Raw genomic sequence first — 22985 nt, 5'->3', positions numbered from 1 at the left:
GCGTAGCGAGTCTCGCGCGATTCAAATTCGTGCCGGCCCACTACGTATATACCCCTTTCCCCGCATTCTCTGACAGTTAGTGGCCGGTTTAGGGGGTGCTCGTTCTGATGGCGGTCCAGCTTCCCGACTCCGATAGCGACCGCTCTACGCGCGACTACTGCGGCGCGCACGTCACCGCGGACTTCCGGCGGACATACGGGACCGAGGACCGCCGCGCGAAGCGCTGCCCCGCGTGCGACTCTTGGGTCCGGCTTCAGGCGCGGTCCGCGTGCGGCAAGAACGTCGACCACCTGACCCCCAGCACGACGACGACCGACACGGCGGCGTCGAACTCCGTCGGAAGTGCGTGACCGACGGCGGTGAGGTTTCGCCTGCGGACATCGCCGACGAATACGGCCGGCACGTCGATTCAGTTCGGCGGGCGCTCAACCGGTTGCCCGACCTGGTTGACCACGATTACGGGAGCGTGAAGCTCCGGAGTAACCACGTCGCGGAGTACGTTTATGAAGCAGTCGAGCAAGCGCGTGACGCGACGCGGTGCGCGGTCGAAGCGACGGCAAAGGCGGCGGAGGCCGCGGAACGTGGACTCGACGAGACGACGAGCGCGTTCGTCGCATTCTGCGCGAAGCACGGTGTCGAGGTCGACGATCGCTCGGACGCGCGCCTGACGTTGCGGATGGACGGCGTGCGCGACGTGGGCCGGCGCGTCGAGCAAGCGTATCGGTTGTGGTGCGACGCTGGGAAAGATCCGGCGCGGCTCCGCGAGGCCCAGCTGCAGCCCGGTGAGAAAGGCTACGGGGTCGCTTGGCAGTTCCTGTAGCCACCGACTGCTGAGAGGCATCACTGTCCAGCACCCTGATTTCTACAACTACTGTTTGCCCATATCCGGAAGGTTTGCAACTGTGGTTGTGTTCTGGTGGCCGCTCGATGAGTAGCGGCGCGTGGCCGGTGCGCCGATCGCGACGGCGGGGGTCGAGATTCGTGTTAGAGGTGTGGCTAAGGCCACAATCCCAAAACATCACCGCAGACGGTTGGCAGAGCACACGCGAAACGGCCCCGAAGGGGCGCGCGAAATTTTCGTAGTGAATGATAGATTCCGTAGGGCGTGCTGAATAGAGGGCGCGTATCTGTCACTGGATGCCGTTCATTATGCTTTGGTCGGGGCAGAACTCTCCCGAATTGGTCACGTAGATGAGTCTGATTCGCGTCGGTCAGTATGCTTTTGGAGTGACGGACACGGAGGAAGTACGTGAAGGATTCAGGACCGGAAAGCAAGGACACGGCTGATCCGATGCGAGTTACGGAGGTCCTCAATTCGTTGATCGAAAGCGGGTTCCACGAAATCAACCGCGAGACGAACGGATTGTTACTGTCTGGATTCTCGGCCGGTCTCGATATTGGGTTCGGGCCATTACTGATGGCGGTGATACTCACCCTTTCATCGGGTGGGTACGGTGATCTCGGGACGGAGCTGCTACTCGCAAGTACCTACTCCGTCGGATTCATGTTCGTCATCTTAGGACGGTTGGAACTGTTCACCGAACATACGACCGTGGCCGTGATGCCGGTCCTCGACGGACGAGCGTCACTCGCGGAACTAGGCCGTCTCTGGGGCCTGGTCTACGTCAGTAATATCGTCGGTGGTGCGGCGTTCGTCGCACTCATCGTCACGGTGCTGCCCGATCTAGGTGTCGCCTCGCCGGAGGCCTTCGAGACTATCGCTCTCTCACTCGTTACCCACGGTTTCACGTGGCTATTCGTCGCTGGCGTGCTTGCGGGGTGGCTGATGGGACTGCTAGCGTGGCTAGTTACCGCTGCTCAAGAGACGACAAGCCGTCTCATCATCATCTGGATCGTCACGGGTGTGATCGGTATCCTCCACCTCCCTCATTCAATTGCGGGTAACGTCGAGGTGCTATTCGGCGTCTTTCTCTCGCCCCTCGTATCAGTGATGGACTACGTATCGTTCCTCGCGTTGGCCACGATGGGAAACGCAGTCGGCGGGGTTGTGTTCGTTGCCCTGTTGAAGTACGGCCACGTTGTCCGGGGCGGGGATTAGTCGAAAGTCCAACAGCGTGCTGAAACCCATCTAGCGGGAACGTGAATTTTCTGACTACACCCTCTGTATTCAGCACGGACCACGAAGACCTGCTCAGTCACTGTCAGAAGCGGTATGTTGAATAGAGGGCGTGAATCCTGTAATCCAGATCGTGCCGAAATCGTCAGTAACGACACCTGCTTCGTTTTCAGTCTCCCTTCAGTTCATCCATACACTCGGCGCAAACTTTTAGATCACCCTCTCCGGCGAAGTCTTCTTCGCCGTGATCGATTGAGTCGATTAGTTCTTTCGTGATAACATCCGGCGAGATGTTTTGAAGATCATCCACATCACGGCCGCATCGAGCACATTTGACCATGGAATGACAACAAGGTCACAGCATATTATCGTTGGCCACGGATCCTACCGGTAACGCTCTACCCTATCGTTACCGATATGTTGGATTCATCCTCTGTATTCAGCAAGCCAATAGTACAGAGCGTGAATGTATCACGCCCGGTATTGACCTACCGCGTGGCTGGTAGAAACTGCATGCTGAATAGAGGGCGTGAGTCGCCCAGTACGATACGCGGATAGACTCGATACAAAATCAATTGAGATTCGGTGTTAGCGTGCGAGGGCAAGTGCCGTGTCTATGTCTCCGCGCCAAGGGTTACCGTGTCCGGGCAGGAGCGTCACCGACCCCAATCCTTCGAGGAAAGCGAGCGACGCGTTGGCCTCATCGTTGTCTTCGTCGGCGGAACCGAGCAGTTGCGGGTCTCCCTCCCGTTGGGTGAAGATGTTCCGCGTGGCGAGTACGTCGCCACAGAAGAGAAGATCGCGGTCTTCGACGAACAACGCACACGACCCGGGGGTGTGACCGGGCGCGAAGATTACACGCGGTTCACCCGGCACGGGGAGAACATCCCCGTCGTTGAGCGATTCAACATCGGCAATGGGCTTGACCGACCTGGCACCGTCGCGGATCACCTCGAGCGCGTAGGCGAAGAAACGTGGCCGCCAAAGGTTCCGCAAAAACCATCCGGGAGGGCTCTGTGGGTGGCTGCGCAGCAGGGGCAAGTCGTCCGGATGACAGTAGACGGGGACTCCCCGATCGGCCAAGACTCTGGCGAAGCCGACGTGATCTACGTCCGCATGCGTCAGCACGATTGCAGCAACGTCGTCGAATTCGTAGCCATTTTCGTCGAGCCAGTTGTCGAGCTGTGGCCAGTGGGCAGGAAGACCCGCGTCGATGATTGTTAACCCGTCGTCCGCTTCGAGGACGTACCAGTTGATCCGACGCGTGCCGAACCGGTAGACGCCCTCAACCACCTTGCGGTTCGTAAAATCTATCTCGTCGCCGGTTGAGGAGACGCTCATAGTCTCCCTACGTACACATGGCTGATAGCAGTTCCGTCCGTCTAGCGGAAGCTAACGGTTTGCTAAATGTATACTCTGTATTCAGCACGCCCTCGATATTACCTTATGAATCTGCCAGGAATTCCCCTGATCAATTCGCACCACATACTTGCCGAAGTGTGCCACCACAGTTTCCACTCTGTGGGTAGCGGAAACCGTCCGACGATTTCCGCTTACGGTTCTGATTCTCCGACCGCCCAACTGGTCTCGGCCTGTACCGGAAGTTCGTCGGTATCGAGGATCGCAGCAATCTCTTCGGGCGTCACTGAGACCTGGTCGACGGCGCGCTGCATGAGCTCGACGAACGCGCCGGTCGGGACGGCGGTGGCGTCGCCGGCCATCTTGAGGTAGAAGACGGCGACCCGATCGAGGGCCTTGCTCTTGGTGTTCTCGCCGGTGGCTTCGCAGAGCTGGTCAAGTCGACGCTCCCGCGAGTCGGTCATTCGGAGTCGCATGAAATTGCACACGTACCCCCACATCCTAGTTTGCTTGGGTGAGCGAGTGGGTGTGCTTATATAAGTGCGAGCGCACGAGCGCGATTAGCAGGAGTGGGAGCGCGCGGTCGCGGTCGAGCGCGGGGAGTTCTGCACACGCTGTGCGCGGATCACGTGTGCAATTCTGGGCGAGCGATTATGGGCGCGTGCGACCCCTGGGGGCTTACACGCTATCCAAAATATTGAGGTGAATTTTAGCTGAATGTAGGCAACCAATAAACCTGAATCCTACCTCTGAGTGGCATAATGCAACAGCTACGTAAATCGCGCCGCTCAGGCCGTGCCAGAGAACCACCCCTCTGAATTAATCAACGCCGTAATTCCATCGTTCGCCGAGCGAGCGCAAGACCGACCAATACAACGCTTAGTACAATGAAGACAAGCGGAATTCCCTTCTCCACGCTTGCTGACATCGTACCTATGAAATCGACCGCTGTCGCTCCATTGAGTGGTCCAATGTACCAGACCAACAGGTATATCATCTCGAACAGCCACGACGAGCGGCTCCAGATTCCCATAGCGATCGCGAGCGCCGGAGCAAACAGTACCCCGCTTGCGACCCCCAGGAGTGCGCCCATCTGACCGGTGGCGACGAACAAAGTGATTAGCCCGCTGCTGACACCGACAGCCATGATGACGCCGGCGACCCATTCCGCAACGAGTTGTTTGACCGGATGATTCGACGAGAGTACGAGATCCGCAACCCGGTGTTTGGTGACTCGAACACCCAGTTCGGACCAGACGAAGATCGGCCAGATGAATGCGAGCGGTAGCAACACTCTTCGCGCGAGTTCGGGCGAGACACTCGAGAAACCGAATCCCGCGAGAAGTCCGAGAGGGGTCATGACCAGGATGACAGCGCCGACGTACCACCACCACCGTTGGCCACGAACTGCAAGTCGCGTCTCTGCAGCAACCAGTCGCCAGAAGCTCCAGCTGGTTCGGTCTTCGACACTCGTCAGCGACATGGAATCGACGGTCGGAGCGTCGGCCGCGTTCTCGACTGGATCGGGACTGCGACTAATGTTGGGTACCCGTGTTCCGAGCCACGATAGCCAACCTGTGCCCTCCGAATCAGTGTTCAGCGATCTCCGCGTAAACGGTATCGTTGCAATGAAGACGGTCGCGATGGCTAGCAGCAGAAGTTCGGCTCGCTGAACATAGATCCACAACGGCCATGGCCGGCCACTGTAGCGAAAGATCCGCTTATCACCGCTGAGCGTCCCGAACGACGGAAGTACGCCGATCGAACCGGGAACCTCCGTAAGCAATGCATCGGCAGTCAGCGTGTAGACGGTGAGGTGACCCATGATGTCTACCGCCCTAACCAAAATCGGCAGTTCGTTCGGGGCGTATCCCTCGGCCGATTGCAGTCCAGCGAGGGCGAACGTTGCGAGGAAGAAGTACCCGATATTTCCGAGCGTTCCGCTCAGTCGATCGACGGTTTCAAACAGGAGTGCAACGGCACCGACGAGCGCGCTCAATGGGAGTGCAATAACGAAGACCGGTCCCACCAGTGCGACCAGTTTCGTCGGTCCAACACCGTGGACTGCGTGATTGATGACCGTCGCGAGTCCGAGTGTGGTGAGGATGACGACGCCGAGACCGATATTGCTCAGCCACTTCCCGAACAGGTACGTCTGGTCGGAGATTGGAGTGCTCGCGACCAACTGATCAACGTTGTGGGTCCGATCCCGTTCGAGCGTCCCTTTCATCAGGTAGAAGCCGCCGAACAGCAACACCATCGACCCGGTCATGGCTGCTTTCAACCCGACGAACGAAGCCGTGTTCGCGCCGGCGACGTTCGTCAGGGTGTCACCGCGCTCGATTTGATACGCGAGCTCGATTTGTCCGACGTTGACGAGGTACCCGAAGAACGCGACGACGGCGAGGACGACCAGCAGCCGACGTGAACGCACCCGCTGGAGGAAGTCCGCACGGGCAGTATGATATACTTGGCGCATTTCACACCTCAGTGGGTTGGTCGACCGCGTCGAGATATGCATCCTCGAGCGTCGCGGGTACTACCTCGGCAGTTTCGGTCGGGCGTGTCTCGGCGATTAGTCGAACTTTGACGCCATCGGAACGCTGGACTGTGCTACACACCTGATAGTCCCCTCTGAGCGCGGAGAGTTCCGACTGTGAGACGAGGCACTCATAGACTGTGCCGGATACGCGTTCGACGAACTGATCCACGGTCGAGTGTGTCACCAGCCGTCCGTTTTCGAGGATCGCAAGTTCGTTTGCGGTTGCTTCGACATCCGGGACGATGTGCGTCGAGAGGAGAACGATGCGATCCGTAGCAGTGTTTGCAAGTGCACTCCGCAGACGGACACGCTCTTCTGGATCCAAGCCGACAGTCGGTTCGTCGACGATGAGCAGATCCGGATCGTTGAGCAGCGCTTGCGCGATTCCGACACGCTGACGCATCCCGCCGGAGAAAGTCTTTAGTTTTCGATTCCTGACGTCGACGAGATTCGTGAGTGTGATCATCTCGTCGATACGAGCACTGGCAGTTTCGCTATCAAGACCACGGAGCGCGGCGACGTATTCCAAGAACTCCTCGAGTGTCAGATCCGGATAGAGCCCGAATTCCTGCGGGAGATACCCGAGAACCGAGCGAACGACACCAGGCGACTCAACGATGTCGGTCCCGTTCCAGTACACCGTTCCCGTCGTCGGCTTCACTACTGTCGAAAGAATCCCCATCAACGTCGACTTCCCAGCACCGTTTGGTCCGAGAAGCCCATGAATACCATCTTCAAGTTCCAACGAGATTTCTCGAATCCCCCAGGTGTCTCCACCGTACTGCTTTCCGAGGTTTTCGATGCTGAGTTTCATTCGCTATCACCATGAGGTGGCCAACAGAGACTGTTCGGTTGAAAACGCTCACTTCGCCCAAAGAAACCGGAGACAGGGCACTGATGAATAATTGTGATTCGGGGTTGGAGGGCTGTCACAAATGAAGATGTAGCAACAATTCAATTAACAGTTTCGTTATTTGTCTTATATATCTGTTCTACACTGTGCACGGTGCTGACGCCCTCAGCGCAAGAAATCTGGCTGTCTCACTTCGCCTAAACAAGACCTCTTCACTTCCACTCCGTCCATGGCTGAGCTTCTTACCGCCTCTCTCCGCAGTACGCTACGTCGAAGCGACCGACCACCACGAGCTGCACCACGGACTCACCATGAGCAAACTCAACACCGACTGGCCGATGGATCGCGTGCTGACCGACGAAATGCGCTCGAAGATCAAGAGCGCCTTCCGCCGAAACCTCTCGACCTCCGGACCTCGTGCAGAGACGGAACTCACCGACGGTCTGCCGCTCGACGTCGACGTAATTCTCCTCCGGCGCTTCGAGGAGACCCTCCTCCACGTGGAGGTCCTGATCGAGCGCGACGAGCACCCGGAGCTGGTCGTCGACGACGCGATGGACTGTCCGCACCACGTCGACGGCGATCGGCTCTCGACGCTGGCCGACATGGGCGAGGAGTACGCCGACCTGGAGCAGGACCTCCTGAGCGGGTCGGGATTCCCGGTAACCCGTCGGCGGAGGGGCTCGTTCAAGATCGAAATCGAGGAGCGGTCATTTCCTCATTCGGCGTCGAAGAACAGGACTCTGTACTCGGTCTTTGGGCCGTCAATGTCAACGCATTCTTCGGTATAACCGAATACACGATAATATTCCAACAGAGACATCAGTCACGGATTTGAACGTTTTGGCATGGAGTTCAACGCCCCCTCCAGAAAAATCCGAATCATCGGAGCCCTGCTTGTCGGACTCGCTACGATGGCATACGGTGTCTACAGTTACAGTCAACAGACAGCCGCTCTGGACTCCGCGGAGGAGGTGGATGCGACGATCATCTCGACGTCGGTGGAGACGAACACGGGGAAGGGTAACACGTACACGCCACGTGCGACGTTCAATTACACCTACGAGGGCGAGACCTACACCGCCTCGAACGTGTATCCGGGCGAACTCCCGAGGGAATTCGGGAGCGAGGAGAAAGCCAGGGCTCAACTGAAGGGGTACGAGTCCGGAGCGACCGTGACGGCATACGTCCCGACAGCGTCTCCCGGTAACGCGTATCTGAGACACGAGAGTAGCAACAAGCCGTTTCTCGTGATCGGGTTCGGCGCCTTGTTCCTCGTGGGTGCTGCTCGCTCGGCAATCAAGGGGTAGTGCCGAGGCCAGCTACGACCACTGCGTCTCGTGGGACGCGGAGCTGCTGACGTTCACGTTCGAGATTCGGCCGGCGGACGGGATCGTGCAGTTGTACCAGAACTTCGAGCACAACTGGACGAGCGGGTGATTCCGGCCGCGTCGTCGGTCGAGGAACTGGTCGGCGAAGCGCAGTACTCACCACTCAACGTAGGTGATGTACTCGACACCCTCGTACTCGAGGAGCCACGTCCCGTAGAAATCGTGTACGCTCAATCCCCGGTGCTCTCGAATGCGGTCGATCACCGACCGGAAGGCGTCATCGTCCTCGAAGTACCCTCCCTCAATTGCTCCCTCGACGACCGCCCGCTCGTCGTCGGACAGATCCGTGAGCGCGAACAGGTACCGCTCGCGAATCTGGTCAACGAAGGTGTGGACATCGGGAGCGATCTCCGTCACCTCGTATCGGTACTCGGCCTCGGAGGCGTCTCGGGAGTCGACTGCGACCCGATACCGGTTCCCATCGTGGACGAGGATGTCGTACTGTCGCTCCGGGACGAACACCGAGTCGTTCCCCACCTCTTCGGCGCTTCCATAACCGACGCCCACGTCGTATCCGTCGTGGCCCGTCCGGCGTTCCTCCGACAAAACGGACGCGAGGTTGTCGCGGTCCACCTCGGGGAGGTCCTCGTACTCTATCTTGCCGAGTTCCGGCGTCGTATTCTCCGGATCGAAGTCGATGAGGACCTCGTAGACCGTCACCTCGCTGCTCTCGAGTCGCGTCTCGGAAACGCTGTAGAAGGTATCGTTGACCCGGACAGCGCTGGTGCGGTCGAAAAGCTCGTATCGGCCGCTCCGTGTCGCCGAGCCGTTCTCGCGGGCCGATGTCAGGAGGTTGTACTCCTCGGAACCCGGCTCGGCGGTCATCGAAACTTCGTCGGCGATCTCGTCCGCCGTCGCGTCGTCCAGATCGAGAACGACAGAGGGGTGGGCGCATCCGGCGAGACTGACGGAGAGGAGGGCGGCTCCGCCTGCGAGGAACTGACGCCGTTGCATGTCATTTCTGATTGACAACCAGAATGAATGCTTTCTGGTTCGTCTTTCGAGGAGCAATTCCAGCACTACGTCAGTCGGGTAGCGTTCGAGAGCGTCTCGTGTGACGCGGGAACCGACTACTAGTTAGAACGTCAACTCGGTAATAAATCACCGACCCCCAGTCACCCCACGGGCCACCACGACCGCAGCCGATCCACGACCTGACAGCCCGACCCCGTCCGTCTGGTCGCACCGGACAGCCCGGTCCCCTCCTCCGGTTCCATCCCGTCCTCTGCTGAAATCGCGCTCGCCCGGTAGAAGACCGCCTCGGGGTCGCGCTCGCGCCGCCAGTGCCACCAGGTCCGCGCGACCAGTCGGAGGTAATCGCGGTAGCCGAGGCTCGGCGTCGCCGAGATCACGTCGTAGTCGCGCTCGCGGACGAGCCGGTGGTGCTCGGCGTACAGCACCGCCGAGAGCAGCACGGGGAACTGGCAGTCCGCGGGCAGGTGCTCGATGCCGGCGACCCCCTCGCGGTAGCGCTCTTCGGTGCGCCGGAGTTCGGCCCGGACCGCGGCGGCGACCCCCTCGGAGAAGCGCAGGTCGCGGACCGCGTCCGTCGAGACGCCGTGCTCCGCGAGCGTCTCGCGCGGGAGGTACACCCGGCCGTACTCGGTGACGTCCTCCCGGACGTCCCGGAGGAAGTTCGTGAGCTGGAACGCCTCGGCGAGCGCCTTCGCGTGGGGTCGGGCCGCCTCGCGATTCTCGGGGTCCATCACGGCCAGCATCATGTAGGCGACCGCGACCGACGACCCCCGGAGGTAGCCCGCCAGTTCGTCGCCGGTGTCGTACCCCTCCGGGTCGACGTCGGCCGCCATGGCGTCGACGAACTCGCGGACCTCCCGGTCGGGGATGCCCCGGCGCTCGCGCACGTCGTCGAACGCCGCGAGCACCGGGTCGTCGGTCTCGCGCTCGCCGAGCGCGGCCTCGCGGAGTCGGGCGAGTTCGGCCCGCTGCTCGGCCGGCGCGTCCGGGTCGGGGTCGTCGACGACGTCGTCGGCGGTCCGGAAGAACGCGTACAGCACGTACGTCGGATAGCGCGCCCGCTCGGGGAGGAACCGGGTCGCCACGTGGAACGTCCGGCCGGTCCGTCGCTGTACCGCTCTGCTCGTCCGGAGTTGCTCGTTCGTCACCATGGGTATCGTCTCCGTTCGGGGGTCGGGACGCCGACGGTCACGACTCGGTCCTGCTCATCGCCACCTGGACGATGCCCGCGTTCGCGGAGCACTCCGGACAGGCGCCTATCCGGCCGCGCTCGTCGGCGAAGACGCGCACGAAGGCGTTCGAAACGTAGCTTCCGCAGTGGTCACAGTTCGGCATGGGTCTCTCGGGGGCGCTTCGCATCCGGGTCGCGGCGCCCGCGCCGGCGCGGAGGCCCCCGCTCGGATGGACGAAAGCGTCGGATTCGGAAAAGGAGGATACCTTACCAGTCAGATACCCGCGTCGACGAACTCGCCGATCAGCTTCCGCTCGGCCGCCCGGAGGTGCTGGTGGAACGTCGCCCGCGAGATGCCCATCGACTCGGCCAGTTCGTCGCCCGTGGTCGAGCGACTGGGGTCGTAGTACCCCCCGAAGTATGCCTTCTGGAGCGCCGTGACCTGCCGGTCGGTGAGCCGCTCGCCCAGCGCCGCGACGAACTCGCCCCGCGTGGTCGCCGGGCGGTCGCGCTCCCGGTGGGCGAGGAGTTCGCTTCCGGGCACGCGCTCCCGGACGAGGTCCGCGATCGCCCGGGAGTCGACCGCCGGCGGGAGTTCGAGGATGAGCCGCCCCGTCCCGCCTTCGGCCGACATCTCTCGGGTCTTCGCGCCCCGCTCGGCGAGGTCGGCGACCACCGTGCCGTCGGCGAGCCGGAACTCGAAGAGGTTCGACTCGTCGTCGCCGCTGACGAGCGTCGCGTCCTCGACCTCCGGGACGTCGGCGGCCAGCTCTTCGATGCGCTCGGGCGCGGCGTCGGTCGTGAAGAACATCGAGAGCGCCGCGCCCTCCTGGTTGACCGACCCCAGGTACTCGAGCCGGCAGTCGCCTCGGGCTGAGAGGTCGACGAAGAACAGCCCCCGGTCGCGCACGCCGAACTCGAGTTCGACCGGATTGTCGGCAGTGAGCGCCTTGCTGCTCTCCCGGGCGTTGATGGCGGTCCCGACCGTCCGACCCAGCGCCTCCAGGACGACGGTCTCTCGCTCGTCGAACGCGTCGGGCTCGTCCGAGTAGACGGTCAGCACGCCGTACACCGTGTCGCGGTACGCGACCGGGACCGCGGCCAGCGACCGGGCGCCCGGCACGCGGTCGGCGCAGGCGGTCCCGTCGACGACGCCCGTCTGTATCGACTGCGCGTCGAACGCCCGAGCGGTCGGGTCGTCGGCGTCGACGTCTATCGCGACGCCGTCGAGCGCGTCGCCCTCGCCGGCCCACGCCGACGGGACGACGGCCTCCGCGACCAGGTCGAGCTCGCCGAACCAGGCGAACGCGTACGGGTCTGCGGCGGCGAGGCGCTCGGTCACGCCGCGCTCGTCCTCCGCCCGGGAGGTCGAGCGCATCAGCGTCTCGGTGACGTCCTCGAGCAGTCCGTTGATGCGACCGACGAGGTGTTCGAGGTCGCGCTTGCGCCGCTCGACCTCCAGCTCGGCCTCCTTGCGGGCCGTGACGTCGTTCTGGAACCCGACGAAGTGGGTGACCTCGCCGTCCCCGTCCCTGAGGGGCGCGATTGTCACCTCGTTCCAGAACGCCTCGCTGTCGGCCCGGTAGTTCACCAGTTCGACCGTCACCGCCTCCTCGGCGGCGACCGCCTCGCCCATCGCCGCGACGGCCTCGGAGTCCGACTCCTCGCCCTGGAGGAACCGGCAGTTCCGGCCCAGGATCTCCTCGCTGGGGTAGCCCGTCAGGCGCTCGAACGCCTCGTTGGCGTAGATCAGCTGGTTGTCCTCGCGGTCCGGGTCGGAGATCGTGATCCCGACCGGGGCCTCGTCCATCGCGCGCTCCTTGAGCTCGAAGTCGACCTCGGGCTCTCCCTCAGTCCCGGCCATGCGTCGGACTGAGGGGCCGCTGATTTGTAAGTTCCCCTCAATTGCGCGCCGGCCGCGGTCGCGGGGCCCCTACGGTCGACAGTTCTCGCTCGCGGCGCGATGGCTCAAACGTTTCTTTCACTCTACGGTACTGCTTTCTTCCATCCCGCACAACCGCCGTGCGTATGAGACGGAAACTCGCCGTCCTCGCGCTCGCGCTGCTGACCGCGACGGCCGGCTGCGCCGGATTCGGCTCGCTGAGCACGAACGCATCGCCGCAGTCGGTCGACGGACCGACGCAGAACGCCGACCGGACCGTTCAGGTGTCGGCATCCGGACAGGTCCAGACCGCGCCCGACCGGGCGGTCGTCCGGGTCGCCGTCACGGCGGGGGCCGACTCGGTCGAGACCGTCCGGCAGCGACTCGCCGAGAACGCCTCGCAGCTCCGGAGCGCGCTCGAGGAGGCGGGGCTGGGCGACGACCAGGTCACGTCGACCCGGTACGACATCGGCCAGAACTACCGCCACGAGGAGAGCCCGTCCGAGCCCAAGTTCCGGGGCCAGCACGCGTTCGTCGTGACGGTCGACGAGACCGAGCGCGCCGGCGAGATCGTCGTCACGGCGGTCGAGAACGGCGCGACCCGCGTCGAGGACGTCCGGTTCACAATCACCCAGGACACCCGGAACGACCTTCGCGAGCGGGCGCTGGCCAAGGCTATCGAGAACGCCCGCGGCAAGGCGGCCGTGGCCGCGAACGGGACCGGACTCGAACTCGCGGGCGTCCACACCGTCAGTACGGTCGACGTCTCGACCTCCCCGGTCATCCGGCAGTCGCTCGACTACGCGGCGGCCAGCGCCGGCGGCAACGGCGCGCCCACCTCCTTCGAGAGCGGGTCGGTCACCGTCACCGCGGACGCGGTGGTCGTCTACAACGCCACCGGCGCCTGACCGGCGCATCGACTCGAAGCTCACCCCGGTTTTCCTCGACCGTGTCCCCCGACCGCTCGCGCCGCGGGACCGACGCTCGTCGACCGGACGCGACGGGACTGCCGCCCGCCCGGTCACAAGCCTCTTGCGAGCGCGAGCCCTTCTCGTATCGCATGCACGTACTCGTAGCCGGTTCGCACGGGCAGGTCGGCCAGCACGTCACCCGGCTGCTGGCCGCGTCGGACCACGAGGTCCACGGGATGGTCCGCGACGAGGCCCAGACCACCGACGTCGAGGAGCTCGGCGCCGAGCCGGTCCTCGCCGACCTGACGCAGGACGTCACCAGCGCAGTCCGGGGGTGCGACGCCGTCGTGTTCGCCGCGGGCTCGGGCGGTGAGGACGTGGAGGGCGTCGACCGCGACGGCGCCATCAACCTCATCGAGGCCGCCGAGCGCGAGGACGCCGACCGGTTCGTGATGCTGAGCTCCATCAACGCCGACTCGCCCGAGGACAGCCCCGAAGAGCTCCGACCGTACCTGAACGCGAAGGCCGCGGCCGACGAGCGACTCCGCGAGAGCGACCTGACGTACACCATCGTCCGGCCGGGCGCGCTGACGAACGAGGACGGCACCGGCCGCATCCGGACCGGCGCCGACCTCGACCGGAAGGACGGCGACATCCCCCGCGAGGACGCCGCCGAGACGCTGGTCGCCGCCCTGGAGATGGAGGCCACCTACGGGCTCACGTTCGAGGTGCTCTCGGGCGACGAGCCCGTCGAGGACGCGCTGGCCGACCCGCTGAACGCGGAGTGAATCCGTCGAGCGGAGGAGAGAACGGGAGCGTCGCTGCGCCTCCGACGGGTCAGAGCAGGTCCCTGATCTCGTCGGAGAACCGCGTCGGCGAGTAGACGTTCCGGACGACGATCTCGAGCGTCCCGCCGCCGCCGGACGCGACCCGGACGTTGCCGAGGCCGACGAGCGCCTCCCAGATGGACCGGCGCTCCTCGACGCCGCGGACCTTCTCGAACGGGAGCTCCTGGCGGACGAGCGAGACGAACCGGTACTCCTTGATGAGTCGCTCGGTCGTCACGTAGTAGGTCGTCAGCGTGTTCGTCCAGTAGGTGTACAGCCCCGTCGAGAACAGGTAGAGCCCGACCGCGAACGACGCCGTCGGGTAGACGTAGGGGACGAACGTGAAGAACAGCAGGTACGCCGTGACCGCGAGGCCGGCGAACCCGACCAGAATCTTGGCGAGCGCGGCCCGCTGGGCGGGGTGGCGGCTGTCGACGACCTCCTCGCCGTCCCGCATCGTGGGCGGGTCCGGGGTCGCGACGACGTGGATGTAGATCCCGACGACGACGACGAACAGCCCGAATATCGCGGTCGGGATCCCGACGTTCGACGGGACGTTCGCGTTCCCGAGTGCGACGTACGCGCCGGTCGCGACGAACGGGAACCCGACGAGCGTGCTCCAGACGGCTGGTAGTCCTCGTGCCATCTCTGTCACCCCTTGAGCATCTGGTGGACGATCCCGGCGACCGACAGCAGGAACCCCGCGAACGTGAGGTTGAACACGTCGCCGAGGAACGCCGGCGCGTCGCCGTCGTTCGAGAAGAACCCGCGGGTCCGCCGCTCGGGGCGCTCCGACCGGCTCCCCTCGGCGCTCAGCCCGGCCGACTCGGAGTCCGTCCCGTCCGATCCTCCCGTCTCGTAGTCAGTCGTCCCGGACGACTGATCGGACGAAGCGGTCGCGTCCGCCCCGACCACGACCGTCTCTGACGCCCGCGGTCCGCCGGTCTTCCCCATGCTGTGGGTGTGTTCGCCGGCCTCGACGGACCCGACGCTCGTCTCGATCATGTCGAGGGTCACCTCCGGGAAGCTGAACGACTCGGTCCTGCCCGGCTGGATGGTCTCGGACATCGTCTCCATGACCATCTGTCCGTCGAACTTGTACGAGCCCTTCGCGCTCACGGGGTCGTCGCCGGTGTTCCGGATGCGGACCGAGGGGCTGTACGACGACCCCGGTCGGATGACGTCCGGAAGTCTGACCGAGTCGATCGCGAGATTCCCGCCGGTCGCCGTCTCGGTGGCGGTCCCCGAGGACTCGGTCACCTTCACCGACGCCGACTCGCGCGGCCCCGCCTCGATCCCGATTCCGTGCGTGTACGTCCCCGGGTCGAGGTCGGCGTCGCGTTCGAGCCACTCCGACTTCATGTTCGGGAGCCTGGCCATCACCTCCGACCCCGGCTCGAACTCCTTCTCGACGCCGGCGATTATCCGGTTCCGGAAGGTGTAGTTGACCTCGGTCGTCACCGCGGCGTCGCCCGCGTTCTCGACCACCGCGCCGGCCGAGAACGGCTCGCCGAGGACTATCTCGTCCGGGAGCGTGACCGACTTGATCCTGAGGTCCGCGCCCGTCGCGACCGCACCTACCTCGCGCGCGGCCGCCGATTCGCCGCCCGACCCTCCGCCGGCCGCCGCGGCGCCCGACGCAGACGCGGCCAGCGCGCCCGTTCCGAGTCCGACTCCGACCGTTCGGCAGATTTCACGTCGCTTGTGATTCATGCGTTCTGACCAATACTGTCCAGACCGTAGCAGAATCGCCGTAAATATCTATCGGAAACGGGGATAGGTCGCAAAACTTACTGGAATTTTCGCCGTCGCAGCGACGGACCGTAATCCGGCCGGCGGGCGTGCTGCCCGGCGAGGACGGGACCGGCCGCCTCCGAACCGGGATGTCGCGCCCCTTTTACCCCCTGCGTCCCTCCCGACACCAATGACCGAGCAGTTCGACCTCCCGGTCGAGTCGGCCGGGGACCCCGCCGAGCGCCGGGACGAGGTGGTCGCGCAGGTCCGCGAGCACGCCGGAACGATCGCCCGCGAACTCGCGCTCCTCCAGGGCGGCGACTACGGCGAGCGCACCTTCGAGACCGACGAGGGCGAGTGGACGGTCAAGTACGAGGCCGGCGACCTCCAGTACCTCCGGTTCGACGGCGGCCGGACCGACACCTACGTCGTCTCGACCAAGCAGCCGCCCGACCCCGAGGCGCTCGAGACCGCGCTCGAGGACTACGACGCGTTCGTCGCGGCGTTCAACCGCCACGTCCGGTCGCTCGACGGCGTGCTCGACGAGGTGCCGACCGACTTCCCGGCGGTCGCCTCGACCGAGTCGGTCGTGGCCCAGCGGGAGCGCATCCTCGGCCGGGTCCGGGACGTCGCGAACAAGATGGCCCACCAGCTCTACCGCTACGAGGGCGGCGACTACGGGTCGTTCGCGTCGCGGGTCGCCGGCGACCGGTGGGAGCTCAAGTGGGAGGGCGGCGAGGCGTCGTACCTCCGGGTCGGCGGCGAGGGCGGAATCTACCTGCTCTCGCAGTACCAGCCGCCGTCGGCCCCCGACGTGCGCAACCTCGCCGAGGACGTGCCGGCGTTCGTCGAGGCGTTCAACGAGTACGTCGACGACCTCGACGCGAGCCTCGACGGCGTGTCGCTCTAGGAGCCGTCCGACCGCTCCTCCGTCTCGCGTCCGTCTCTGAATCCGCCGGACTCACCGGCTAGAATCTCCCCCGCGGCCTCCCGCAGGATCTCCAGGCCGAGCGCGGCGTCGTCGAGGTCGACGTGCTCGTCGGCGGTGTGGGCCTGCGCGAGTTCGCCCGGCCCCCAGATGATGGCCGGGATTCCGGCCGCCACGAACTCCCGGGCGTCGGTCGCGGCCTCCAGCCCCCACGGTTCGCCGGGCGCGTCCGCCCGCTCGGCAGAGAGCGCCCGGAACCGCTCGGCCAGCGGATGATCGGTCGGAATCCCAGCCGAGGCGTAGTGCATGATCCGGGTCAGGTCGGTCTCGACGCCCGCCTCGCGCTCCGCGGCCGCGAGCAGGTCCTCGACCTCCCCCTGGACCGTGTCGATGTCCTCGTCGGGCAGGATGCGTCGGTCGAGCAGGAACTCGGCCCGGCCCGGTACCACCGCCATGTTGGAGTCGGTGCCGGCCTCGAACTCGGTGACGGTCGCGTATGCCCGGCCGACGAGGGGGTCCTCGCGCTCGCGGAGTCGAGCGTCGTAGTCGTCTATCGCCGCGAGGACCGGCCTGGCGGCGTCGATGGCGTTGGTGCCCTGGTCGGGGCGACTCGCGTGCGAGGACGCCCCGGAGACGCCGACGCGATACGTGACGACGCCCTTCGCGCTGGTCCCGACCCGGCAATCGGTCGGCTCCAGCACGACGGCGCAGTCGCCGCCGTAGCCCGCCTCCACGAGCGTCCGGGTACCGGGGTCGCCGGTCTCCTCGCCCATCGCGGCGTGGAAGACGAGCGACCCGTCGAGGTCGCCGGCCTCGAACGCGGGCGCGAGGTCCCGGAGCGTCAGCATGGCCGCCGCGAGGTTGGTCTTCATGTCGGCGCTGCCCCGGCCGTAGAGCCGGCCGTCAGCGACGGTCCCCGCGAAGGGGTCGTGGTGCCACTCAGCGCGGTCGCCCGCCGGCACCACGTCGAGGTGGCCGTTGAGCACGAGCGCGGTGGCGTCGGGGTCCGAGCGCGCGTCCCGCGGGTCGTCGCCGACCCACGCGACCGCCTGGGCGCGGTCGGGGTCGGGCTCCTCCACGAGGCGGGCCCGGATGTCGCGCTCGTCGAACCAGTCGACGACGAACTCGGCGCCCGGGCGCTCGTCGCCCGGCGGATTCTCGGTCGGGATGGCGACGAGATCGCCCGCGAGGTCGGCGAGCTCGTCGCGTGAAGCGGTCATCGGTAACAGGTCGCGCTTTGGCTCCCAGGGCGATAGTAGTCCCGGTGGTGTCGGCACGTCCGCCTTGGTCGCAAGACTCCTGGATCAGGTGCCGTCGCGGCCGAACAGCCGGTCGACCGCCGCCAGCCCCGGCCGCCCCGCCAGCGACCCGAGCGCGGCCGCGAGGTGGTAGGCGCGGTCGTCTGGCGTCAGGCGCGCCGACCGGGCGAACTGGGCGGTGGCGCGGGGCGACCAGCCGCGCTCGGCCAGGAGCTTCCGGCCGGCCTGGTAGCGGGTCTCCCGGAGCGCGCGCCGACGGACTCGGTCGGGGAACTGTCGGTAGAGCCGGTCGTACGTGGCGATGACCTCCAGCCGGCCGTCGAGGTAGCCCCACGACTCCGACAGCGAACCCCCGGGCCGGCCCCGGACCACCAGCGGTTCGGCAACGAAGTCGAACTCGGTCTGGAGCGCGAGGTCGACCTTCAGGCCCGTGTCGTCGGCGCCGTGGCGGTGCCGGAGCGGGAGGGCCCGGGCGAGCACCTCGCGGTCGATCAGCATCGTGGAGTTGATGCACGGGAACGTCCGCATCTCCAGCGCCCGCTCGATGACGTCGCCCCGGACGACCGGGTTCGGGGGGATCTCGCCCCGAACCTCGTCGCGCATGCCGCAGTAGGCGACGCCGACTCGCTCCGCGTCGTCGAGCAGGGCCACCTGCTTGCGGATCTTCGACGGCGCCAGCCGGTCGTCGTCGTCCAGGAACTGCACGTACCGGCCGTCGGACGCCTCCGCACCGATGCTCCGTGCCGCCTGGGGCCCCTCGTCGCGGCGCTGGCGGACGTACCGGGCCGCCTCGTACTCGGCGACGACCGGCCGGGCGTGCTCGTCGTCCGAGCCGTCGACCACGACGACCTCTATCGGTCGGTACTCCTGGGCCGCGACGCTGTCGAGCGCCTGGCGGAGCCGGTCGTTGCGGTAGTGGGTCGGGACGACGACCGAGACGAGTCCGTCCGCGTCGGAGTTGCGCGCCATGGTGAACACCGCTCGTACGGCTCCGGTCGGGAAAGCCGCGGTGGCGGCCGGGAGTTTCTAAGGACCGATTTGCGGGGACGGGGAACCCCGCACGCCGAGTTCCGACCGCGCCCGCCCGACGCCGTTTCCACACTTTGATAAAGAGTCGACTTCGTGGAGTACAGTAACCGAGATGACCCGGACCCGCGCGACACAGCGTACAGTGGCGGTCGGTGGTCACCGTGGCTGAGACCGACGCCCTCGACCGACGGCCCGAGACGCCCCGACTGATCGTGGTCTGCGGCCTGCCCGGCGTCGGCAAGACCACCGTCGCCGAGGACATCGCCGACCGCCTCGACGGACGCCTGCTCCGGACCGACGTGGTCCGCAAGGAGCTCCTGACCGACCCGGACTACACCGAGGAGGAGTCCCGGATGGTCTACCGCGAACTGTTCGACCGCGCGAGCGAAATCGTCGAGGCGGGCCGGAGCGCCGTGCTCGACGGGACGTTCAAGGACGCCGGCGACCGCGACCGCGCCGCGGAGCTGTCCGAATCGCTCGGCGCCGAGTTCCGGCTGGTCAAGGTCGAGTGCGCCGAGGACGTGGTCCGCGAGCGGATCGCGCGCCGCGAGGGCGACGCGAGCGACGCCGACTTCGAGGTCCACGAGCTGTACCGCGAGCAGTTCGACGCCATCGCGACCGACCACGTGACGGTCGACAACTCCGACGGCCGCGACGCGACCGCCCGGCAGGTCGACGAGGCGTTCTGAAGACTGACGCATCCGTTCTCTGGCGCTTCCTCGGCAAACTGTCCGGCGCGCGCTGGCGCGGCCTCCGTGCCGCGCCAGTGCGTGCGAGGTCTTCGGGAACGAAGTGACCGAAGGCTCGTCGGAGCTTGCCTCCGACGGTGGACGAGGAGCGCAGCACCGCAAGCACCGCAGGAGGCTGGGGAGGCGTGAGGCCCGCGGTTGCGGTGTTGTACGGTACAGAGGTGATGGCAGTAGTTAGCTTCCTCCAGACTGCCGCGTCTGTAGCTCATTTTCAGATTCCTCGAAACCCTGACCCAGAATCCCATACCTTTTTGCTCCGGTGCTGACCACCCCGCAACGACCGATGGTCGCCGAGCAACTCGACGCGCCCGACCCCGACGCCCTCGTCGCCGAGGCGAAGGCGGCGTTCCGGGACGGCGCGATGCTGACCGTGCAGGCCCGCTGCGAGGTGGAGTACGACGGCCGGACCTCGGGCTACCTCGGCCCGGGCGACCGCGTGCTGGTCGCCAAGCCCGACGGCACCTTCCTGGTCCACCAGCCCACCGGGCACAAGCCCGTCAACTGGATGCCCGGCGGCGGCAGCGTCTCCGCGCGCACCAGCGACGGGGGCGCGGCGGGCACCGCCGCGGAATCGACGAGTAGCGCGGAGCGAGGCTCCGCGGACAGTCAAGCGGCGACGCCGCGCGACGACGGTGACGAACCGCGAGTGGCGGTCCTGCTCGCCCGGCGGACCAACCCGAGCGAGCGCGTCGAGGCGAGAATTCTGGACGCCTACGGCCTGACCCGGTTCGACGCCACCGACGGCGCGACCTACGAGGAGTCGGGCACCGAGGCCGAGATGCACGAGTACATCGAGGCCAACCCCGACGTGCTGGAGGAGGGGCTGCGCATCGTCGAGCACGAGCGCGAGAGCAAGTACGGCTTCATCGACTTCTTCGCGCGCGACGCCGAGGGCACGCCGGTCGTCGTGGAGGTCAAGCGCATCCAGGCGACGCTGAACCACTTCGACCAGCTCCAGCGGTACGTCTCGCTGTATGAAGAGACCAACGACGAGGTCCGCGGGATGCTCGTCGCGCCCGCGGCCTCCGAGCGCGTGCAGCGGGCGCTCCGGGACAACGGCCTGGAGTTCGTCGGCCTCGAAGAGTTCGACACCGACGCCAAGGGGGCGACCGAGGCGAAGCTGACCGACTTCTGAGAATCAGTCGCCCCGCACCGCAGTCTCGGACTCGGTCTCGAAGTCGCGCTCGCTCATCTCCTCGACCGAGAGGTGACACGATATCTCGTGGCCGGTTCCGGCCCGCTTCTCCTCCAGTTCCGGGACCTCCCGCTCGCACACTTCGCCGATCTTCTTCGGACAGCGCGTGTGGAACCGACAGCCCGACGGCGGGTCGATGGGGCTCGGGACCGACCCCTCCAGCAGGATGCGGTCGGTCTCCCGGTCGGGGTCGGCGTGGGGCACCGCCGACAGCAGGCTCTCGGTGTAGGGGTGGTACGGCGGGCCGAACACCTGCTCGACCGTGCCGATCTCGGCGATGGTGCCCAGATACATCACCGCCACTCGGTCGCAGATGTGGCGGACCACGCCGATGTTGTGAGAGATGAACAGGAACGAGATGCCCCGCTCGGCCTGGATGTCGTTGAGCAGGTTGAGGATCTGGGCCTGCACGCTCACGTCGAGCGCCGACACCGGCTCGTCGCAGACGATGAGCTTCGGCTCGACCGCCAGCGCGTGGGCGATGGCGACCCGCTGCTGCTGGCCGCCCGAGAACTCGTGGGGGTACCGCTGGGCCGCGTCGCGCGAGAGGCCGACCCGCTCCAGCAGATCCCGCACGCGCTCGTCCTTCTCCTCGCCGGTGGCGATGCCGTGCTTCTCCATCGCCCGGCCGACGATCTGGCCGACGGTCTTGCGGGGGTTGAGCGAGCTCTGGGGGTCCTGGAACACCATCTGCATCTCCCGGCGGAGGCTCCGGACGTCCGAGCTCCCCATCTCGTGGACCGGCTCGCCCTCGAAGTACACCTCGCCGTCGGTGGGTTCGAGCAGCTTGAGCGCGGTCCGGGCGACCGTCGACTTCCCGCAGCCCGACTCGCCGACGAGCCCGAGCGTCTCGCCCTCGTAGATGTCGAAGCTCACGCCGTCGACCGCCTTGACGTACTGCCGTTCGACCGACGGCAGGCCGCCGTCGAACGAGAGGCTGAGGTCCCCGAGCACGCCGTCACCCGCGCTGAAGTGCTTCTTCAGGTTCCTGACCTCGAACAGGGGGTCGCCGCTGCGGTCGACGTCCGCCCGGCCCGCGCCGGTCTCGCGGACGTCGCTCTCCGAGAGGTCGAGCTCCTCGGCGTGGATGCAGGCCGCCTTCGAGCTCGTGCCGGGGACCGGTTCGAGCGGCGGGTCCCCGCCGGTGCGACACGCCTCCGTCGCGTACTGACACCGGGGCGCGAAGTTGCAGCCCTCCGGGAGGTCGGTCAGGTCGGGCATCGCGCCCTCCAGCGTCGGCAGCTCGTCGTAGTCGGCGTCGACCTCGGGAATCGAGTCGATGAGCGCCCGGGTGTAGGGGTGTTGCGGGTCGTCGAACAGGTCGCCGAGCTCGGCGGTCTCGACCAGGTTGCCCGCGTACATCACGCCGACGTGGTCGCAGGTCTGGGCGACCACGCCGAGGTTGTGGGTGATGATCAGCACCGCCATCCCCATCTCCTCCTGGAGCTCGTTCAGGAGGTCGAGCATCTTGGCCTGGGTCGTCACGTCGAGCGCGGTGGTCGGCTCGTCGGCGATGATGAGGTCGGGCTCGCACGACAGCCCGATGGCCAGCAGGACGCGCTGGCGCATCCCGCCGGAGAACTCGTGGGGGTAGTCGTCGATGCGGGCCTCGGCGTCGGGGATGCCGACCTCCCGCATCGCCTCGACGGCGCGGCGCCGGGCCTCCTCCTCGCCGAGCCCCTGGTGGTGTCGGATGGTCTCGATTATCTGGGAGCCCACCGTCAGCACGGGGTTGAGCGAGGACATCGGGTCCTGGGGGATGAGCGCGATGTCCTTGCCCCGGACGCCCTGCATCTCCGACTCGGCGAGTTCCAGCAGGTCCCTGCCCTCGAACAGCACCTGCCCGCCGGTTATCTCGCCGGGCGAGTCGATGAGCCGCATGATCGACCGGGCGGTCACGCTCTTGCCGGCGCCGGACTCGCCGACGATGCCCATCGTCTCGCCGCGGTCGAGCGCGAACGAGACGTCGTCGGCGGCGACGACCGACCCCTCCCCGGTCAGGAACTCCGTGCGGAGGTTCCGGACGTCGAGCAGGTGGCCCTCGTCGTCCCTCGGCGATGCGACTCCGGCCGATTCCTCGTCGTTCGGCGTGTGCGCGCTCAT

The 22985-nt window shown here is 65.9% G+C and carries 24 protein-coding genes; 11 read left to right on the top strand and 13 right to left on the bottom strand.

Features of this window, described 5'->3' with window-relative positions:
* The first annotated feature begins 107 nt into the window (after positions 1–107).
* The 3 genes from DVR07_RS22745 (at position 108) to DVR07_RS12800 (ending at position 2059) form a co-directional block, all read left to right on the top strand.
* On the top strand, positions 108–350 hold the full coding sequence (locus DVR07_RS22745) for a DUF7563 family protein (RefSeq protein ID WP_449272229.1): 243 nt from the start codon (positions 108–110) through the stop codon (positions 348–350).
* Positions 269–820 (top strand): hypothetical protein, encoded by a 552-nt coding sequence (locus DVR07_RS12805; RefSeq protein ID WP_205410987.1) that lies wholly within the window; start codon positions 269–271, stop codon positions 818–820. The genes DVR07_RS22745 and DVR07_RS12805 overlap by 82 nt, the downstream gene beginning before the upstream one ends.
* 471 nt (positions 821–1291) lie before the next feature.
* Positions 1292–2059, top strand: a complete 768-nt coding sequence (locus DVR07_RS12800) for a formate/nitrite transporter family protein (RefSeq protein WP_115797673.1) — start codon at positions 1292–1294, stop codon at positions 2057–2059.
* Positions 2060–2665: 606 nt separating this feature from the next.
* Here DVR07_RS12800 and DVR07_RS12795 read toward each other — a convergent pair.
* The 4 genes from DVR07_RS12795 to DVR07_RS12780 all read right to left on the bottom strand — a co-directional run bounded on the left by DVR07_RS12795 (position 2666) and on the right by DVR07_RS12780 (position 6792).
* Positions 2666–3418 carry an MBL fold metallo-hydrolase gene (locus DVR07_RS12795; RefSeq protein ID WP_115797672.1) on the bottom strand — a complete coding sequence of 251 codons (753 nt, stop codon included), beginning with the start codon at positions 3416–3418 and terminating at the stop codon, positions 2666–2668.
* A 212-nt stretch (positions 3419–3630) separates the two neighbouring features.
* Positions 3631–3912 carry a hypothetical protein gene (locus DVR07_RS12790; RefSeq protein ID WP_240147533.1) on the bottom strand — a complete coding sequence of 94 codons (282 nt, stop codon included), beginning with the start codon at positions 3910–3912 and terminating at the stop codon, positions 3631–3633.
* A 347-nt stretch (positions 3913–4259) separates the two neighbouring features.
* Complete coding sequence (locus DVR07_RS12785) at positions 4260–5957, bottom strand: ABC transporter permease (RefSeq protein ID WP_240147532.1); 1698 nt, start codon at positions 5955–5957, stop codon at positions 4260–4262.
* Complete coding sequence (locus DVR07_RS12780; RefSeq protein ID WP_115797670.1) at positions 5917–6792, bottom strand: ABC transporter ATP-binding protein; 876 nt, start codon at positions 6790–6792, stop codon at positions 5917–5919. Before DVR07_RS12780 ends, DVR07_RS12785 begins: the two co-directional genes overlap by 41 nt.
* 350 nt (positions 6793–7142) lie before the next feature.
* On the opposite strand from DVR07_RS12780, the gene DVR07_RS12775 reads away from it, so the two are divergent.
* The 3 genes from DVR07_RS12775 to DVR07_RS21625 are packed head-to-tail and all read left to right on the top strand — an operon-like array spanning position 7143 to position 8271.
* Positions 7143–7622 (top strand): hypothetical protein, encoded by a 480-nt coding sequence (locus DVR07_RS12775; RefSeq protein WP_115797669.1) that lies wholly within the window; start codon positions 7143–7145, stop codon positions 7620–7622.
* Positions 7623–7679: 57 nt separating this feature from the next.
* Positions 7680–8141: a DUF3592 domain-containing protein gene (locus tag DVR07_RS12770; RefSeq protein WP_115797668.1), complete on the top strand. Its 462-nt coding sequence runs from the start codon at positions 7680–7682 to the stop codon at positions 8139–8141.
* Entirely contained in the window at positions 8113–8271 is a 159-nt protein-coding gene (locus tag DVR07_RS21625) for a hypothetical protein (RefSeq protein WP_162829547.1), read from the top strand. Before DVR07_RS12770 ends, DVR07_RS21625 begins: the two co-directional genes overlap by 29 nt.
* A gap of 47 nt (positions 8272–8318) precedes the next feature.
* Here the strand turns inward: DVR07_RS21625 and DVR07_RS12765 are convergent, their stop codons facing one another.
* The 4 genes from DVR07_RS12765 to DVR07_RS12755 all read right to left on the bottom strand — a co-directional run bounded on the left by DVR07_RS12765 (position 8319) and on the right by DVR07_RS12755 (position 12232).
* Positions 8319–9176 (bottom strand): hypothetical protein, encoded by an 858-nt coding sequence (locus DVR07_RS12765; protein WP_115797667.1) that lies wholly within the window; start codon positions 9174–9176, stop codon positions 8319–8321.
* Positions 9177–9337: 161 nt separating this feature from the next.
* Positions 9338–10348, bottom strand: coding sequence for a phytoene/squalene synthase family protein (locus tag DVR07_RS12760; protein WP_115797666.1), 1011 nt, complete (start codon positions 10346–10348; stop codon positions 9338–9340).
* Between the two features lie 37 nt (positions 10349–10385).
* On the bottom strand, positions 10386–10532 hold the full coding sequence (locus DVR07_RS22130) for a DUF7563 family protein (protein ID WP_165881757.1): 147 nt from the start codon (positions 10530–10532) through the stop codon (positions 10386–10388).
* 110 nt (positions 10533–10642) lie between these two features.
* On the bottom strand, positions 10643–12232 hold the full coding sequence (locus tag DVR07_RS12755; RefSeq protein ID WP_115797665.1) for a bacterio-opsin activator domain-containing protein: 1590 nt from the start codon (positions 12230–12232) through the stop codon (positions 10643–10645).
* Between the two features lie 164 nt (positions 12233–12396).
* Here DVR07_RS12755 and DVR07_RS12750 point away from each other — a divergent pair, with 164 nt between their 5' ends.
* Both DVR07_RS12750 and DVR07_RS12745 read left to right on the top strand, forming a co-directional pair.
* The gene (locus DVR07_RS12750) at positions 12397–13158 is read left to right on the top strand and encodes an SIMPL domain-containing protein (protein WP_115797664.1); all 762 of its coding nucleotides are present in this window, start codon (positions 12397–12399) and stop codon (positions 13156–13158) included.
* Between the two features lie 152 nt (positions 13159–13310).
* Complete coding sequence (locus tag DVR07_RS12745; protein ID WP_115797663.1) at positions 13311–13949, top strand: SDR family oxidoreductase; 639 nt, start codon at positions 13311–13313, stop codon at positions 13947–13949.
* 49 nt (positions 13950–13998) lie between these two features.
* Here DVR07_RS12745 and DVR07_RS12740 read toward each other — a convergent pair whose 3' ends face one another.
* Positions 13999–14634, bottom strand: a complete 636-nt coding sequence (locus DVR07_RS12740) for a PH domain-containing protein (protein WP_115797662.1) — start codon at positions 14632–14634, stop codon at positions 13999–14001.
* Between the two features lie 5 nt (positions 14635–14639).
* Entirely contained in the window at positions 14640–15701 is a 1062-nt protein-coding gene (locus tag DVR07_RS12735; protein WP_115797661.1) for a hypothetical protein, read from the bottom strand.
* Between the two features lie 211 nt (positions 15702–15912).
* On the opposite strand from DVR07_RS12735, the gene DVR07_RS12730 reads away from it, so the two are divergent.
* Complete coding sequence (locus DVR07_RS12730) at positions 15913–16632, top strand: hypothetical protein (RefSeq protein WP_115797660.1); 720 nt, start codon at positions 15913–15915, stop codon at positions 16630–16632.
* On the opposite strand, the gene DVR07_RS12725 is transcribed toward DVR07_RS12730, so the two are convergent.
* The gene (locus DVR07_RS12725; protein ID WP_115797659.1) at positions 16629–17870 is read right to left on the bottom strand and encodes a M20 family metallopeptidase; all 1242 of its coding nucleotides are present in this window, start codon (positions 17868–17870) and stop codon (positions 16629–16631) included. The genes DVR07_RS12730 and DVR07_RS12725 overlap by 4 nt on opposite strands.
* An 84-nt stretch (positions 17871–17954) precedes the next feature.
* Positions 17955–18878, bottom strand: coding sequence for a glycosyltransferase family 2 protein (locus tag DVR07_RS12720; protein WP_115797658.1), 924 nt, complete (start codon positions 18876–18878; stop codon positions 17955–17957).
* A gap of 221 nt (positions 18879–19099) precedes the next feature.
* On the opposite strand from DVR07_RS12720, the gene DVR07_RS12715 reads away from it, so the two are divergent.
* Together DVR07_RS12715 and nucS are read left to right on the top strand one after the other, a co-directional pair.
* The gene (locus tag DVR07_RS12715) at positions 19100–19627 is read left to right on the top strand and encodes an AAA family ATPase (RefSeq protein ID WP_240318880.1); all 528 of its coding nucleotides are present in this window, start codon (positions 19100–19102) and stop codon (positions 19625–19627) included.
* A 343-nt stretch (positions 19628–19970) separates the two neighbouring features.
* On the top strand, positions 19971–20822 hold the full coding sequence (gene nucS / locus DVR07_RS12710) for an endonuclease NucS (RefSeq protein WP_115797656.1): 852 nt from the start codon (positions 19971–19973) through the stop codon (positions 20820–20822).
* 3 nt (positions 20823–20825) lie between these two features.
* Here nucS and DVR07_RS12705 read toward each other — a convergent pair whose 3' ends face one another.
* Positions 20826–22985: a dipeptide ABC transporter ATP-binding protein gene (locus DVR07_RS12705; RefSeq protein ID WP_115797655.1), complete on the bottom strand. Its 2160-nt coding sequence runs from the start codon at positions 22983–22985 to the stop codon at positions 20826–20828.

The organism is Halorussus rarus, from assembly GCF_003369835.1.
In the GTDB taxonomy this organism is placed as follows: Archaea; Halobacteriota; Halobacteria; order Halobacteriales; family Haladaptataceae; genus Halorussus; species Halorussus rarus.
Note: the sequence above shows the minus strand (reverse complement) of the source record. Positions and strands in the feature narration are given on the sequence as shown.